We start from the raw sequence: 14,671 nt of genomic DNA, 5'->3' as shown, positions 1-14,671 counted from the left end.
CCCGTGCTCCGGACGCCCCGGGGCGTCCGGAGAAGGACAAGCGGCGGGAGAAGAGCCCGCGCATGGAGAAGGCGGGGCGGCCGGAGCCGGGCGGGCGGGCCGCCGGGCAGGGCGGACCGGCCTCGTCGAAGGGTGCGCCCGCGCGGGACCCGGAGAGCCCGGAACGCCACGGGGGTGGGGACCGGCCGGGGACGGGCGACCGCTCGGAGGGGCCGACCGCGCGACGCTGACGGAGCGGGAGCCCGTCGTCCGGGCCGCGACCACCGGGCCGTATACGACCGGTTCGCGGTCCGGCGGCGTCGCTCGACTCGGGGGTGCCCCGCGCGCGCCCGTACGACGCGTTCACCGCCGCACTCCCGTACCGCTCCCCCGCCGCCCCTGGTCGCCGCGAATTCCGGCTGTAACATGAGGCCGACCTGATCGACCAACTCTGTCTGATGCAGAGCTGGCGCGACCGTATGGCGGTCGTGGCGTCGCTCCGCACCCCTTGAGCGGGACGCCCGGCATCTACCGCAGTTCCGCGCGAAGAGGACAGCTCTCGGCAGCCCCCGTACCCCCGGGCGCGGTGCCACCAGGCGGCAGAAAGGCACGGCCGTGGCGTCCACGGTCCCCGTCCGTCCCGGATACGGGCAACTCCTGCGCACCCCCGGTGCGTGGACCTTCCTGCTCCCGGGCTTCGCGGCCCGGCAGCCCTTCGCGATGCTGACCATCGGCATCGTCCTGCTCGTCCAGCACACCACCGGCTCCTACGGCAGCGCGGGCGCCGTCGCGGCCGTCTCCGGTGTCTCGATGGCCCTGTTCGCGCCGCAGAGCGGCCGGCTGGCGGACCGGTTCGGGCAGCGGACCGTGCTGCTGCCCGGCGTACTGGTGCACGCGGTGTCGGTCGGCGCGCTGACGGCGCTCGCACTGGCGCACGCGCCCCTGTGGGCGCTCTCCGTCGCCGCCGTACCGACCGGTGCCTCGATCCCGCAGATCGGCCCCATGGTGCGGGCCCGCTGGGCGGCGCTGCTGGGGGCCGCGCCCGGCCGTCCGGCCTCCCCGCTGATGGCGACCGCAGCCGCGTTCGAATCGGTGACCGACGAGTTCACATTCGTCCTGGGACCGGTCCTCACCACGGCGCTCTGCACCGGCGTGCACCCGGCGGCCGGTCTGGTCACCGAGGCGACGCTGACCCTGCTCGGCGGGGCGCTCTTCGCGGCGCGGCGCTCCACCGAGCCCGCCCCGCACTCGCCCACCGCCGAATCCGCGCCGCGCGTCTCCGCCCTCGCGGTCCCCGGCGTCCGGGTGCTCGCCGTCACCTTCCTGGGCATCGGTGCGGTCTTCGGCGGCATGCAGGTCTCGCTGACCGCGTTCGCCGAGGAGATCGGCCACCCCGGGGCGAACGGCCTGCTGTACGGGGTCTTCGCCTCCGGCAACATGCTCGCCGGGATCGTCTGCGGCGCCGTCGCCTGGAAGCGCGGCCCCCGCCGCAGGCTCATCGTCGGGTACACCGCCCTAACCCTGACCGCGTCCGGACTCTGGGCGGTGCACTCCGCGCCGCTGATGGCCGGGCTCGGCTTCCTGGTCGGGCTCTCCGTCGCGCCCGCGCTGATCAGCGGGTACACGCTGGTCGACGCGCTGGTCCCGGCCTCCGCCCGGACCGAGGCGTTCACCTGGCTGACCGGCTCGGTGGCCCTGGGGCAGGCGGCGGCCGTCACGCTGGCCGGCCGGCTGGCCGACGAACGGGGCGCGAGCAGCGGATTCGTCGTACCGCTGGTGGCCACGGTGCTCGCGCTGGCGACCCTTCTTGCCCTGCGCTCACGGCTTCTGCCGACCCCGTCCGGGCGGGCCGTGGCACGTGGGATCGGTCACCGGGAGCCGGTCACGGTGGACTGATTCCACGGAATAGGTCAGTATGGAACGTCGTTAGCACTCACTGAGTGAGAGTGCCAGGAGGAGCAAGTGCCGACCTATCAGTACCAGTGCACCGAATGTGGCGAAGGCCTCGAGGCGGTGCAGAAGTTCACCGATGACGCCCTGACCGTGTGCCCGAACTGCAATGGACGCCTCAAGAAGGTGTTCTCCGCGGTCGGCATCGTCTTCAAGGGTTCCGGTTTCTACCGGAACGACAGCCGTGGATCGTCGTCGAGCAGCACCCCTGCTTCGTCGTCCACGAAGTCGTCCGACTCCGCTTCGAAGTCGTCGTCGAGCTCCGACTCGGGCTCGTCTTCGTCGTCTTCGACTTCGACTTCGTCGTCGGCTTCCACCGCGTCGGCCTCGTCGTCGGCCGGGTCGTCGTCCTCCTCGACCTCGTCGAGCGGCTCGGCCGCCTGAGACCGGCCGCACCGCACAGCCCCACCACGCACACAGCTTCACCGGGACTCCGCCGATCACCTCGGCGGAGTCCTCGTGCTGTCCCCCGTTAGCCTGACCGCATGGTGAACGCAGGCACGATCACGGACGCGGGTACGCGCCGGGCCGGGGGGACGTCATGAGCACGGGTACGGGTACGACCGCGGCGGCGACGGGCGGGGCCTCCGGGCCACGCGCGGAGATCGGCGTCATCGGGGGCTCGGGCCTCTACTCCTTCCTGGACGACGTCACCGAGGTCCGGGTGGAGACGCCGTACGGGGACCCCAGCGACTCCGTGTTCCTGGGCGAGATCGCCGGGCGCCGGGTCGCCTTCCTGCCCCGGCACGGCCGCGGCCACCACCTTCCGCCGCACCGCATCAACTACCGCGCCAACCTCTGGGCGCTGCGCTCGCTCGGCGTGAGCCAGGTGCTCGGCCCCTGCGCGGTCGGCGGACTGCGGCCCGAGTACGGCCCGGGCACACTGCTCGTCCCGGACCAGCTGGTCGACCGCACCAAGGCGCGCACCCAGACCTACTACGACGGCGAACCGCTGCCCGACGGCACGGTGCCGAACGTGGTGCACCTCGGATTCGCCGACCCGTACTGCCCCCGGGGGCGCGCCGCCGCACTCGCCGCCGCGCGCGGACAGAGCTGGGACGCGGTGGACGGCGGGACGCTGGTGGTCGTCGAAGGCCCGCGCTTCTCGACCCGCGCGGAATCGCGCTGGCACGCGGCGATGGGCTGGGCGGTGGTGGGGATGACGGGCCACCCCGAGGCGGTGCTCGCCCGCGAACTGGGCCTCTGCTACTCCACGATGACCCTGGTCACGGACCTGGACGCGGGGGCCGAGGCGGGCGAGGGCGTCTCCCACGAGGAGGTGCTCCAGGTCTTCGCCGAGAACGTGGACCGGCTGCGCTCCGTGCTCTTCGACGCGGTGGCCAGGCTGCCCTCCGAGGAGAGCCGCGACTGTGTGTGCGCCCGCGCGTTGGACGGGCTCGACACGGGGATCGCACTGCCGTAGCCGGAGGAGCACGGGTTTGACGCCGGGTGGGGCCCGGGCCTGTTTCACCTCTGCGGGTGGCGGAGTTTTCCACAACCGGTGGACGGTCCACAGGCCCCAGCGGGATCCGCGTTCAGGCGGGAAGGTGAGGGGGCCCGGCCGGGACGTCCGGCGGGGCACTCCGCACACACCCCAGGTGGCGCCATGTTCCCCAACACGACGACCCGTCCGCCCTCGGGCCCCTCGGCCCCGTACCCGGACTCCCCCGCCGGGCCCGCCCGGACCGCCCCGGCCCGGGCCGCCCCCGGGTGGGCACGTCCCGGCGGGACCACCAGGCTCCCGTCTCCCGTACCGCCCCGGTGCGCGGTCCCGGACTTCGCGCCGCTCCGGGTGCGGGGCGGCGGCGGCACGCTGCGTCTGCGGCGCGCACTGTACGGCCGGCAGCGCGCCCTGGCTGCGGGCTTCGCGCTGGTGGCAGCTGCTCTCGCCGCGTCGGGACTGGGTGCCGCGGAGGGCAGGGCCGCCGGCGTGGCGGGCCCGGAGCGGGCGCGTCCACCGGTCCGCCTGGTGTCCGCGCCGGTGCGGATCGCGGACGCGGCGACGGTGCGGCTGCTGCGCCCCGGCGACCGGGTGGACGTGATCTCCGCTCCGGCGTCCGGGGAGGGTGCACGGGTGGTGGCGCGCGATGTCCGGGTCCGCCGCGTCCCGGGCGCCCACGGGCCGGGGGCGGCGCGGGCCGACGGGCCGCCGTCCTCCGGCGGGGAAGACCCGGGCACCGGATATCCGGGCGGGGAAGATCCTGGCGGGGGTGCGCTGGTGATGCTGTCGGTGACCCGCGAGACGGCGGTGGCCCTGGCCGGAGCCCATGCGTCGGGGGAGCTGCTGGTGGCGGTGTCCGATGCGTGACGGCGCAGCCACGCTCACGCGGCCAGGACTAGCCCCCGTGCGACCCGGGATCTCGGCACTCGTGCCGCCCGGGATCACGGCCCTCGCGCGGCCCAGGACTTCGCCGGGCCGGTGGCTCAGATGTGGTGCGGGGGTTTCTCGTCGAGGAAGCGGGCGAGGTCCGCGGCGCCGCCACCGGCCGAAGGCCGTCCGCCCCAGCCCTGGTCCGTGTCGTCGGACGACTGCTGGTCCAGCGGATCGCCGAAGTCCAGCTTCGGCCGTGGCGTGGCCTGCTCCGGCTTCGGCCGCGCCGGCTCGGGCCGCTCGGGTTTCTTCGGCTGCGACTCGCTGGGTCCGGGGACGGGGACGGTGCTCATGCCTCCAGAGTACGGCGGCGGGAGCACCGGCCCCGGCGGCCCGGTCAGCGGTCCTTCGGGTCCAGCCACCAGAACCCGAGGACCACCAGGAAGGACAGGCAGAGGAAGCCCGCACCCCACCAGGCGGTCCCGGTGTTGCCCTCCATCCACTCGTCGATGACCACCAGCAGGCCCCAGAGCTGGCCGACGACCACGGTCATCGCCAGCACCAGGCGGGCGGTCAGCTTGGCGGACCGCTCCGGCTCCTGGTCGGTGCCGGCCCCGGGGCCGGGTCCGGTGTGCCGGACCCGGGGGTCGCCGTAGCCGCTGGTGGGCCGGATCTGCGGGTAGCGCTCCTTGACGGGCCGGTTGAGTTCGGGCCGGGCACTCCCCGGGTGGTAGTCCGGGTATGCCGGGCCCTCGGGCGGCGGCTGTTCCCCGGTCACGCCCGGCCCCCCGTCTTCGTGTCACGGGCACGGCGCGCGGACGCCGTCCCGGTGCGTTCCGGTGCCTCGGCGCTGCCGTTCCCGCCTCGGCCCGGTGCTTCGACGCCGTCGGTGGTGCCGGGGCAGTCGAGGCGGCCGGCGAGGGAGGGGTTGGTCTCCCGGAGCTGGCGGCAGACGCCTTCCTCGATGGACTCGCCCGACCGGGTCGTGCCGATCGCCCAGACGCTGCCGTCGGCCTCCTCGGTGACGACCACCTTGGGCAGCCCGCGCGGCGGCGGGCCGGCCGTCACCTCGCCGGTGCGTGCGTCGAAGACGCCCTCGTGGCAGGGGCAGTACAGCTCGCCCTCGGTACCCCGGTCCTTCCGCCACAGCACGGCGCAGGCGAGGTGGGTGCACACGGCGGAGTAGCCGACGAGGGTGCCGTCGTCGAGCCGTACGGCCACCGCACGGTCCTCCTCGCCCGGGTAGCGGAAGGCGAGGGACTCGCCGGGGAGCAGCCGGGAGGCGATCATCTTGGGCCGGGCCGGCTTGCCGTCGTCGGTGTCGCCGTGGCGGTGCAGGATGCCGGCGGCCACCCCGATGCCGCCGACGGCCAGGCCGCCGGAGACGGTGGTGACGATCCGGAGGTAGTCGCGGCGGGTGGTGAGGGCGTCGGCGGAGATCCGGTCGTGCAGGGCCTCGCGAGGGTCGTTCCCGGGGGGCCGCTCGTTGCCCGGTGGCTGTTCGGTGATGCTCATCGGCGGACGTCCTTACCGTTGATCTCGACGACGGGCAGCCCGCCGGGTACGGGCCACTGGACCTTGTCCGCCGGGACCACCATGGCGACTCCGGTACGCACCTCGGTCTCGCCGAACACGAAGGTGTCGGCGACCTGGACCCCCGGGCGCTCCGCCTGGAGCTCCTCGACGGTTCCGTAGAAGAGGGCTCCGGTGGGGCACACGGTGGCGCACATGGGGGCGAGGCCGTAGGCGGTGCGGTCGTAGCAGAGGTTGCACTTCATCTGGAGTTTCGCGCCGAGGTCGATCTTGGGTACGCCGAAGGGGCAGGCGTTGACGCAGTTGGCACAGCCGATGCAGCGGGTGGTGTCGGCCTGCTGCACCACGCCGTCGGCCGTCACCAGGATCGCGTCGGCGGGGCAGACCTCGGCGCACGGGGCGACGGGGTCCTCACAGTGCATGCAGACGGTGGGGAGGGAGGCGACGGACTGGCCCTCGTCGGTGTAGTCGAGGTGGATCATCGACTTGCCGCGGTGCGAGTCGCACTCGCGGCAGGCGGAGACGCAGGCCTGGCAGCCGATGCAGCGGCCGGGATCGATGAAGATCGTTCTGCCCATCACGGGGCATCAGCTCCTCTCCGAGGTGCCACGGCCCTGCGGGGACGTGGGGGGCAGCGGGTCGGTCCGGGAGACCTGGGTCTCCGGGTACGCGACGTGCCCGGGGGCGACGGGCGGCGAGGGCACGAGGTCGAGCTCGGCCGCGTGCTCGATGCGGCAGGCGCACACCTTGTACTCGGGGATCTTCGAACGGGGGTCGAGCGCGTCGATGGTGAGGGCGTTGGCGGCCGTGGGGACCGGCCAGTGGTAGGGCACGAAGACGGTGTCCGGGCGGATCGCCTCGGTGACCAGGGCGGGGAAGACCTCGCTGCCGCGCCGGGTGACGACCCGTACGGGTTCGCCGGTGCGGAAGCCGTGGGACGGGTGGACCTCCGCCCAGGGGCGGGGCGTCTGTTCCACCAGGGCGCCGAGCCGGCGGGTCTGGTTGCCGGAGAGGAAGTGCGCGACGGTGCGCCCGGTGGTGAGGGACATCGGGAACTCGTCGCTGTACGGGTCCATCGGCAGGTGCCACTCGACGACCTGGAGGTGGATCTTGCCGTCCTCGTGGTAGGTCCGGCCGTCCTCGAAGAGGCGGGGGGTGCCGGGGTGGTCGGTGGTGGGGCAGGGCCACGCGATGCCGCCGGTCTCCTCCAGCCGTTCGTAGGTGATGCCGTAGTAGTCGATGACGGTGCCCCGGGAGGCGGTGCGCAGTTCGTCGAAGACCTCGCGGGAGTCGGCGAAGGAGAACTTGTCGCCTTCGCCGAGGCGCCGGGCGAGTTCGCACATCACCCAGGTGTCGGTCCGGACGCCGGGGGGCGGCTCCTGCGCCTTGTTGTGCTTGACGACGCGGGCCTCCGCGTTGGCCATCACGCCGTCGTCCTCGGCCCAGGTGGTGACGGGGAAGACCACGTGGGCGTTGGCGGCGGTCTCGGAGAGGAAGAAGTCGAACTGGGCGTGGAACTCGGTCGCGTCGTAACCCTCCTTGACCACCCGGTAGTTCGGGAGGGAGACGAAGGGGTTGTTGCAGATGCCGATCAGGCCGCGGATCTCGCGGCGCTGCATCTGCCAGACCATCTCCATCATGGAGGTCCCGGCGGTGGGGAGTTCGGACTCCTCGATGCCCCAGACCTCGCAGATCTGGCGGCGGTGCTCCGCGTTGAGGATGGAGCGTCCGCCGGGCAGCAGGTCGGCCTTCTGGCCGTGTTCCCGGCCGCCCTGGCCGTTGCCCTGACCGGTGAGGGTTCCGTATCCGGCACCGGGTTTGCCGATGTGGCCGGTCGCGGCACAGAGGTTGATCACGGTGAGGCAGTTCTCGACGCCCTGCGAGTGGTGCTCGATGCCCCGAGCGTGCCATGCCATGGCCTTGGGTGCGCGGGCGAAGGTCCGGGCGACCTGGGTGATCTGCTCGGCGGGGACACCGCAGATTCCGGCCGCCCGGGACGGCGGGTACTCCAGCGCCTTGGCCTTCACCTCCTCCCAGCCGGTGGTGTGCGCGGCGAGGTAGGCCTCGTCGGTGAGCCCCTCCTCCACGATCACGCTGAGCACGGAGTTGAAGAACGCCGAGTCCGTGCCGGGCTTGAGCGCCACGTGGATGTCGGCGGTGCGGGCGACGGCGGTCTCGCGCGGGTCGACGACGATGAGACTGGCGCCCCGGTCCCGGGCACCCCAGACGTACTGGGTCAGCACGGGGAAGCACTCGCCGACGTTGGAGCCGGCGATGAGCAGGCAGTCGGTGAGCAGGATGTCGGAGAAGGGGTTCCCCGCGCGGTCGATGCCGAAGGCGAGTTTGTTGGCCCCGGCGGCGCTGACCATGCAGAGGCGGCCGTTGTAGTCGACGTGCTTGGTCTTGAGCGCGACCCGGGCGAACTTGCCGACCAGGTAGGTCTTCTCGGAGAAGAGGCTGGCGCCGCCGAGGAGGCCGAACGCGTCCTTCCCGTACATCTCCTGGATGCGGCGGATCTCGGAGACGGTGAAGTCGAGCGCCTCGTCCCAGGAGACCTCGGCGAACTCCTCGTCGCGGGAGCGGCGCATCAGCGGGGCGGTGAGCCGGTCGGGGTGGTTGACCTGCTGGTAGGCGTTGATGCCCTTGGGGCAGAGCCGCATGCGGTTGATGTCGTGGTTGCGGGGCTCGACGCCGAAGACCTTGCCGCCCTTGTCGACCCGCAGATACATCCCGCACTGGACGCCGCAGAAGCAGCAGTGGGTGGGGACGAGGGTTTCGCCGTCCTGGTCGGCGTGCCACTGGTCGGCGGGGATGCCTCCGGCGTCGCGGAACGCGCGGGTACCGGGAGGGGCGAGGGAGGGGTCGAGGGGCACGGCGGCACGGCGGCCCGACGGGTCGGGAGGAACGGCCGCGCCGTGGTCGGCGGCTCGCGGGTCCGCGGTCACTTGAAGCCCTTCTTCACATGGGTGAGGTAGGCGCTGCCGCGCAGCACCCGTTTGCAGCGCGGGCAGTACTCGGCCCACTCGTCGAAGTCGAGCCGCAGGTCGCGCATGGTGCCGCGCAGGTTCTCGACGTAGGGCTCGGTGTCGATGTCCTGTCCGCAGCGCCGGCAGGCGAAGACCTCGTCCCCCTCGCGGGCGGTGTACTTGAACAGCTGCATGCCGACGGCGGCCGGGCGCTGGACGATGTGGAAGAACTTCCCGAACGGGATGTAGATGAGGGTGAAGACCACGGCGACCATGTGGAGGACGGCGAGGAACTCGTAGCCTCCGCCGTGCAGGAAGATCGACGAGAAGGTGAGCAGCAGTCCGGTGACGGAGATGACGATCAGCGCGATCAGCGGGATCAGGTCGTAGCCGAAGCGCTGTCCGGTACTGGCGCCGCGGTCCTTCATACGGCGCCAGAGGAAGTACGAGGCACCGGGGATGACGAGGACGGCCGCGAGGTCGAGTCCGTGGAACATCACCCAGCCGATGAAGCTGAGCGAGTCGAAGCCGAGGATCTTGAAGCCCCAGATCCGCATCTCGTACCCGGGGCCTGAACCGGACCCCGACGTGAAGGTGAACCAGCCCCAGGTCAGCGGGAAGGTGATGAGGGCGGCCAGGATGCAGCCCCAGAAGATCAGTTGGTGGGCGGCCCAGCGGGCGTGCGACCGGGCGCCGAGGAACTTCTGGAACCCGAGGTAGGTGGCGATCATCTTCGGCAGGGCGGTGGGGGCCTGACGGAAGTTCTCCGCGGAGAAGAGGCTGCGCCAGCCCTGCTTGAAGAGTCGCGCGGCGCCGGGGGCGGAGATCCAGACCGTGTAGCGGTAGGCGACACCGAAGGCCAGGAAGACGCCGGCGACGGCGTAGGGGAGCAGGGCCGAGTCGAAGTTCACCAGCAGTCGGCTGCCGAGGACGATCGCGAGGATCAGCAGGGCCGAGACGGCCGCGCCGACCATGGTCGCCCGCGCATTGACGGACCCGGGCAGGGCGGCTGCCGCCTTGCGGAGGGCTCCGCCCGGACCGGACGGGGCCGGTTCCTCGGTGGTCACCCGCGCCGAGACGCCGGACGAGGAGGTCGGATCACCGGGCGTGGGTGGTACGGCGGAGGCTTCTGGTGGCTCGGTCACTCGACCACCGTAGGTACCTATGGGTACTTTTACCCTGTTTTAGGCCTCGACGGGGTGAGCGCATCCCCTGCATGGCGGGCCCCTGCACGGCGGCTCGGACCGGACGCGGGCCGTGGGAGGCGAAGTGGGAGGCGAAGACGGCACGGGCGGAACCGACCCGCTCCGGGGTGGGCGAGGGGTGCCGTGCGGGGTGAAGGGCTTCCCGGCGTCGTGCAGAGTGAAGAGCTTCCCGGTGTCGTGCGGGGCGAAGGGCCCCCCCGGTCGACGCCCCGGAGCGCCGCGTCGGTGGCGCGCACCCGGGAAGCCTGATGCCGCGGTCGCACGACTGCGCCCTCGCCTCGCGTTCACGGAGCGCCTCGATCCCCCGCGCGCTTGTGAAAGTCTTCACGAATCGGGTCGACGTCGGACCGGACGCCGACTCACCGCAGCCGGCGGGGAGTTCGGCCGCGCATTCGGGGATGACGGGAACTTTCCGTCGCCGTCCCACGTTTTTTCCAACCCCGGCGACGATGTCGGAGCCAGGGACTACGTTAAGCACGCACCACGTCACATGCGGCAACGGCCTGGAGACAGCACCTTGAGCGATCCGTACGAGACAACCGAGCAGCACCTCGACCGACTCCTGCGACGGGCCCTCAACTCCTTCGACCTGCCCGACAGCACGGTCGAACGGCTCGGCACGGCACTCGCGCACAGCAGCACCCTGCACTCCTCGCACCACAGCGCGGAGCTGCACCGCGAGACGTACCGCCACACCTACCTGCTCCCCGACGGCAGCGCGCTCAGCCTCTGGGAGCTGGTGCACGGCGGCGGCCGGGACGCACCCACCGCCCGGGAGCACGAGCTGTACGACGACGAGGCGGACGCCCACGTCGCCGCCGCCCGGGTCACCGGCGTGTTCGCGGACGCCCCGGCATTCACCGAGGACGCGCCGACCGTCGACCTGGACGCCCTGAACGCGCTGATGGCCGCCCCCTCGGGGCCGTCGCCCCGGACGTACGCCCCCGACAACAGCGCCGACCACGCACGCCGGGTGCTGCGCCGCGCGGAGAACCCGGACCGCCCGGGCGGGTCCACGGCCCGGCTGCTGCGCTCCGCCTTCGCCCACCACATCACCCAGATCTTCGGCCGTCAGTTCCGGGTGGGCGGCCACGACGCCGGGTTCACGCTCTACGAACACGCGTTCCTGCTGCTCGACGGCAGCGAGACCAGCCTCTGGGAGGTCGAGCACACGGCGACCGAGGACGGTCGCCACATGTGCGAGGTCTACACCGAGGAGCAGACGGCCCGCGACGCGATGGAACACCGCACCCGAATCTGCTGAGCCGGCCGGGCGCGTCCTCCGGCAGGGCGCGTCCTCCTGCGGCCGCGCCTCCGGCCGGGCGCGCCTGCCGCAAGGGCCCGGAGAACCGGACCCGGCCCCGCACCGCCCTGCCCTGCCCTGCACCGGACATGAGCGAGCCCCGACGCCGGGGGGGGTGGGCGCCGGGACTCGGTTCATGGGACCGGTGCGAAGACCGGTCGTCGGGCCGGTGCGAACCGGCTTGATGGGGAGATTACGGGTTATTGGCTCACGCCGCAGCGTCAAAGCCCGTGTCGCGCGCCATTCGCTTCAATTCGACCAACGCGTGCTTCTCGATCTGGCGGATCCGCTCACGCGTCAGACCGTGTTCCTTGCCCACTTCGGTCAGCGTCCGCTCACGGCCGTCCTCGATTCCGTAACGCATCCGGATGATGGAGGCGGTGCGGTTGTCGAGCTTGCCGATCAGCTCCTCCAGCTCCTCGCTGCGCAGCAGCGACATCACGGACTGCTCGGGCGAGACCGCGGAGGTGTCCTCCAGCAGGTCGCCGAACTGCGTGTCGCCGTTGTCGTCGACCGGCATGTTGAGGCTGACCGGGTCGCGGGCCCAGTCCAGGACGTTACTGACCCGCTCGGTGTTGGAGTCCAGCTCCGCGGCGATCTCCGCATGCTCCGGGTCGCGTCCGTGCTCACGGTTGAACTCGCGCTGGACCCTGCGGATGCGGCCCAGCTCTTCCACCAGGTGGACGGGGAGGCGGATCGTGCGGGACTGGTCCGCTATCGAGCGGGTGATGGCCTGGCGGATCCACCAGGTGGCGTACGTGGAGAACTTGAAGCCCTTGGCGTAGTCGAACTTCTCGACCGCGCGCACCAGGCCGGCGTTCCCCTCCTGGATCAGGTCGAGCAGCGGCAGACCCGCGCGCGGGTAGCGGCGGGCCACGGCGACGACGAGACGGAGGTTGGAGCGGATGAAGACGTCCTTGGCGCGCTCGCTCTCGTCGAACAGCGCTTCCAGCTCCTCGGGCTTCGCCCCACCGGCGTCGCTCTCGACCTCACCGTCGAGGATCTTGCGGGCGTAGACACCCGCCTCGATGGCCTGCGACAGCTCGACCTCCTTGGCGGCGTCGAGCAGGGGCGTTCGCGCGATCTCGTCGAGGTACATGCCGACCAGGTCGCGGTCGGCGATCTCTCCGCTTCCACCGCGAACACTGCGGGCCCGTTCGGTCCCACCGGTGGGTGACGAACGACGGGCGACGGCACGGGTTGCCATGCGTGCTCCCTTGCTGAGTAGGTCGCGACACCCTTTCGGGTGCCCTGCATCCGATGGAAACAACGACTGGAATCCGGACAGAATTCCCCAGCACCGGCTTCAGTTTCGCGATCATGCAGTACCCTGTCGGCCGCCGACAGGAGGACAGATGTTCCACATACCCACGGACACGCAGGTCAGGCCTGGTACGGAGGGTGATCTGGAGGCCCTCACGGACCTGTACAACCACTACGTCCGTGAGACCGCGCTCACCTTCGACGTGACCCCGTTCACTCCCGAGGAGCGCCTGCCCTGGCTGCGCGCCCACCCGGACCACGGCCCGCACCGCCTGCTCGTGGCCGAGGACACCCGCACGGCCGCGGACGGCGGCGGCGGGGTGCTGGGGTACGCCACCAGCAGCACGTTCCGCCCCAAGGCGGCGTACGGGACCTCGGTGGAGGTCAGCGTCTACTGCACGCCGGACGCGACGGGCCGGGGCATCGGGACGCTGCTCTACACGGCGCTCTTCGAGGCGCTGGCCGGCGAGGACCTGCACCGCGCGTACGCGGGCATTACGCAGCCGAACGAGCCTTCCGGGCGTCTGCACGCGGCCTTCGGCTTCCGCCCGCTCGGCACGTACACCGAGGTGGGGCGGAAGTTCGGGCGGTACTGGGACGTGAGCTGGTTCGAGAAGCCGCTCTGAACCGAGTCACCGCGGGCTCAGCCGAACTGGACCGAACGCTTGGCAAGCCCCATCCAGAAGCCGTCGATCACACTGCGGCCCCGGTCGAGCTCACCCTCGGAGGCGCCAAGCGTCACGAAGAGTGGCGCGAAGTGTTCGGTACGGGGATGGGCGAGGCGGCCGGCCGGGGACTTGTGCTCGAAGTCGAGCAGCGCGTCGACGTCCTGCGCCTGAAGGGCCCGGTTCCCCCAGTCGTCGAACTCCGCCGACCAGCCCGGGGTGCCGCCCCCGACGTGACGGAGCGCGGCGAGGTTGTGGGTGAAGAAGCCGCTGCCGACGATCAGTACGCCCTCGTCCCGCAGCGGGGCGAGCTTGCGGCCGATGTCCATCAGCTTGCGCGGGTCGAGGGTGGGCATGGAGATCTGGAGGACCGGGATGCCGGCGTCGGGGAACATCTCCACCAGCGGGACGTACGCGCCGTGGTCGAGGCCGCGGTCCGGGATGTCCTGGACCGGCGTACCGGCGGCGCGCAGCAGCTTGCGGACGTCCTCGGCCAGCTCCGGGGCGCCCGGGGCGGCGTACCGCACCCGGTAGTAGTGCTCGGGGAAGCCCCAGAAGTCGTGGACGAGCGGCACCGTCGTGGTGGCGCCGATCGCGAGGGGGGCCTCCTCCCAGTGGGCGGAGACCATCAGGATCGCGCGCGGGCGCGGCAGCCCGGCGGACCAGGCGGCCAGCTCGCCCGTCCACACCGGGTCGTCGGCGAGCGGCGGGGCCCCGTGGGAGAGGTAGAGCGCGGGCATGCGCTCGGTGGTGCCGGTCATGACGCTCCCCATCCGCTGCGGCTGGTGACGATTCTCCTCCGGCGGACCCTGTCCGGCTCCCGGAGAACCTCCCGTGCGACAGCTTCTTGAATCTTCAAGTTCCAGGGTGAGCCTAACCCCATCTAGTTCAACTTTCAAGGAAAGGTCGTACAGTGGGCCCATGACCACGGCACCCACGACCGGCACACGGTGGCTCACCGACGACGAGCAGAGCGTCTGGCGTGCCTACCTCCAGACGACCACGCTGCTGGAGGACCACCTCGACCGCCAGTTGCAGCGGGACGCGGGGATGCCGCACGTCTATTACGGGCTGCTCGTCCAGCTCTCCCAGTCGCCCGGTGGGCAGCTGAGGATGACCGAGCTGGCCAAGGACGCCAAGATCACCCGCTCCCGGCTCTCGCACGCCATCGCCCGGCTGGAGAAGAACGGCTGGGTACGCCGGGAGGACTGTCCGACCGACAAGCGCGGCCAGAACGCGGTCCTCACCGAGGAGGGACACGCGATGCTGCGGCGCTCGGCGCCCGGCCATGTCGCCGCCGTCCGCCAGGCGATGTTCGACCGGCTCACGCCCGAGCAGGTGTCCCGGCTCGGGGAGATCATGCGGACCCTGGCGGCGGGGCTGCAGCCGGACTGCGCCGACGCGGATCTGCCCTGGCTCCGCTGACAGGGGCAGCAGGCGGTAGGCGGCGGACGTGACTCCGCCCCGGCCCCGCCGTGGGAACGGCGGGACCGGGG

At 71.9% G+C, this 14,671-nt stretch carries 15 protein-coding genes and 1 pseudogene; 8 read left to right on the top strand and 8 right to left on the bottom strand.

What is annotated here, in order from left to right; all coding sequences use genetic code 11:
- From ACFWEP_RS21105 to ACFWEP_RS21085, 5 genes and pseudogenes are all read left to right on the top strand, one after another.
- Positions 1-230, top strand: a pseudogene (locus ACFWEP_RS21105) (hypothetical protein); the annotation flags it as partial.
- A gap of 364 nt (positions 231-594) precedes the next feature.
- The gene (locus ACFWEP_RS21100; RefSeq protein ID WP_387371834.1) at positions 595-1,875 is read left to right on the top strand and encodes an MFS transporter; all 1,281 of its coding nucleotides are present in this window, start codon (positions 595-597) and stop codon (positions 1,873-1,875) included.
- A 66-nt stretch (positions 1,876-1,941) separates the two neighbouring features.
- The gene (locus ACFWEP_RS21095; protein WP_387371832.1) at positions 1,942-2,313 is read left to right on the top strand and encodes an FmdB family zinc ribbon protein; all 372 of its coding nucleotides are present in this window, start codon (positions 1,942-1,944) and stop codon (positions 2,311-2,313) included.
- 157 nt (positions 2,314-2,470) lie between these two features.
- Positions 2,471-3,352 carry an S-methyl-5'-thioadenosine phosphorylase gene (locus ACFWEP_RS21090; protein ID WP_387371831.1) on the top strand — a complete coding sequence of 294 codons (882 nt, stop codon included), beginning with the start codon at positions 2,471-2,473 and terminating at the stop codon, positions 3,350-3,352.
- A 183-nt stretch (positions 3,353-3,535) separates the two neighbouring features.
- A complete protein-coding gene (locus ACFWEP_RS21085; RefSeq protein ID WP_387371830.1) occupies positions 3,536-4,237 on the top strand; it encodes a hypothetical protein in 702 nt (233 codons plus the stop codon).
- Positions 4,238-4,353: 116 nt separating this feature from the next.
- Here ACFWEP_RS21085 and ACFWEP_RS21080 read toward each other — a convergent pair whose 3' ends face one another.
- Genes ACFWEP_RS21080 through ACFWEP_RS21055 form a run of 6 tightly spaced genes read right to left on the bottom strand, consistent with a single transcriptional unit; the run spans position 4,354 to position 9,884 of the window.
- Positions 4,354-4,593 carry a hypothetical protein gene (locus tag ACFWEP_RS21080; protein WP_387371829.1) on the bottom strand — a complete coding sequence of 80 codons (240 nt, stop codon included), beginning with the start codon at positions 4,591-4,593 and terminating at the stop codon, positions 4,354-4,356.
- Positions 4,594-4,637: 44 nt separating this feature from the next.
- Entirely contained in the window at positions 4,638-5,018 is a 381-nt protein-coding gene (locus tag ACFWEP_RS21075; RefSeq protein ID WP_387371828.1) for a hypothetical protein, read from the bottom strand.
- Positions 5,015-5,755: a Rieske (2Fe-2S) protein gene (locus ACFWEP_RS21070; RefSeq protein WP_387371827.1), complete on the bottom strand. Its 741-nt coding sequence runs from the start codon at positions 5,753-5,755 to the stop codon at positions 5,015-5,017. Before ACFWEP_RS21070 ends, ACFWEP_RS21075 begins: the two co-directional genes overlap by 4 nt.
- On the bottom strand, positions 5,752-6,354 hold the full coding sequence (locus tag ACFWEP_RS21065) for a 4Fe-4S dicluster domain-containing protein (protein ID WP_387371826.1): 603 nt from the start codon (positions 6,352-6,354) through the stop codon (positions 5,752-5,754). Before ACFWEP_RS21065 ends, ACFWEP_RS21070 begins: the two co-directional genes overlap by 4 nt.
- A gap of 6 nt (positions 6,355-6,360) precedes the next feature.
- Positions 6,361-8,718: a molybdopterin oxidoreductase family protein gene (locus tag ACFWEP_RS21060; protein WP_387371825.1), complete on the bottom strand. Its 2,358-nt coding sequence runs from the start codon at positions 8,716-8,718 to the stop codon at positions 6,361-6,363.
- Positions 8,715-9,884, bottom strand: a complete 1,170-nt coding sequence (locus ACFWEP_RS21055; RefSeq protein ID WP_387371824.1) for an MFS transporter — start codon at positions 9,882-9,884, stop codon at positions 8,715-8,717. Before ACFWEP_RS21055 ends, ACFWEP_RS21060 begins: the two co-directional genes overlap by 4 nt.
- Positions 9,885-10,461: 577 nt before the next feature.
- On the opposite strand from ACFWEP_RS21055, the gene ACFWEP_RS21050 reads away from it, so the two are divergent.
- The gene (locus tag ACFWEP_RS21050) at positions 10,462-11,208 is read left to right on the top strand and encodes a DUF6227 family protein (protein ID WP_387371823.1); all 747 of its coding nucleotides are present in this window, start codon (positions 10,462-10,464) and stop codon (positions 11,206-11,208) included.
- Between the two features lie 247 nt (positions 11,209-11,455).
- On the opposite strand, the gene ACFWEP_RS21045 is transcribed toward ACFWEP_RS21050, so the two are convergent.
- Positions 11,456-12,454: a sigma-70 family RNA polymerase sigma factor gene (locus ACFWEP_RS21045; protein ID WP_328720007.1), complete on the bottom strand. Its 999-nt coding sequence runs from the start codon at positions 12,452-12,454 to the stop codon at positions 11,456-11,458.
- A 148-nt stretch (positions 12,455-12,602) separates the two neighbouring features.
- Between ACFWEP_RS21045 and ACFWEP_RS21040 the strand changes: the two genes are divergently transcribed.
- On the top strand, positions 12,603-13,136 hold the full coding sequence (locus ACFWEP_RS21040; protein ID WP_387371822.1) for a GNAT family N-acetyltransferase: 534 nt from the start codon (positions 12,603-12,605) through the stop codon (positions 13,134-13,136).
- Between the two features lie 17 nt (positions 13,137-13,153).
- Here the strand turns inward: ACFWEP_RS21040 and ACFWEP_RS21035 are convergent, their stop codons facing one another.
- Entirely contained in the window at positions 13,154-13,936 is a 783-nt protein-coding gene (locus ACFWEP_RS21035; RefSeq protein ID WP_387371821.1) for a dioxygenase, read from the bottom strand.
- A gap of 160 nt (positions 13,937-14,096) precedes the next feature.
- On the opposite strand from ACFWEP_RS21035, the gene ACFWEP_RS21030 reads away from it, so the two are divergent.
- Positions 14,097-14,600, top strand: coding sequence for a MarR family winged helix-turn-helix transcriptional regulator (locus ACFWEP_RS21030; RefSeq protein ID WP_387371820.1), 504 nt, complete (start codon positions 14,097-14,099; stop codon positions 14,598-14,600).
- Positions 14,601-14,671 lie beyond the last annotated feature (71 nt).

The sequence above is a fragment of the Streptomyces sp. NPDC060198 genome, from assembly GCF_042728415.1.
Taxonomy (GTDB): Bacteria; Actinomycetota; Actinomycetes; order Streptomycetales; family Streptomycetaceae; genus Streptomyces.
Note: the sequence above shows the minus strand (reverse complement) of the source record. Positions and strands in the feature narration are given on the sequence as shown.

Bases quoted from the DNA above. Each gene is read 5' to 3' on its own strand.
- ACFWEP_RS21090 (WP_387371831.1), top strand. From the start codon at position 2,471: ATGAGCACGGGTACGGGTACGACCGCGGCGGCGACGGGCGGGGCCTCC.
- ACFWEP_RS21085 (WP_387371830.1), top strand. From the start codon at position 3,536: ATGTTCCCCAACACGACGACCCGTCCGCCCTCGGGCCCCTCGGCCCCG.
- ACFWEP_RS21080 (WP_387371829.1), bottom strand. From the start codon at position 4,593: ATGAGCACCGTCCCCGTCCCCGGACCCAGCGAGTCGCAGCCGAAGAAA.
- ACFWEP_RS21070 (WP_387371827.1), bottom strand. From the start codon at position 5,755: ATGAGCATCACCGAACAGCCACCGGGCAACGAGCGGCCCCCCGGGAAC.
- ACFWEP_RS21045 (WP_328720007.1), bottom strand. From the start codon at position 12,454: ATGGCAACCCGTGCCGTCGCCCGTCGTTCGTCACCCACCGGTGGGACC.
- ACFWEP_RS21040 (WP_387371822.1), top strand. From the start codon at position 12,603: ATGTTCCACATACCCACGGACACGCAGGTCAGGCCTGGTACGGAGGGT.
- ACFWEP_RS21035 (WP_387371821.1), bottom strand. From the start codon at position 13,936: ATGACCGGCACCACCGAGCGCATGCCCGCGCTCTACCTCTCCCACGGG.
- ACFWEP_RS21030 (WP_387371820.1), top strand. From the start codon at position 14,097: ATGACCACGGCACCCACGACCGGCACACGGTGGCTCACCGACGACGAG.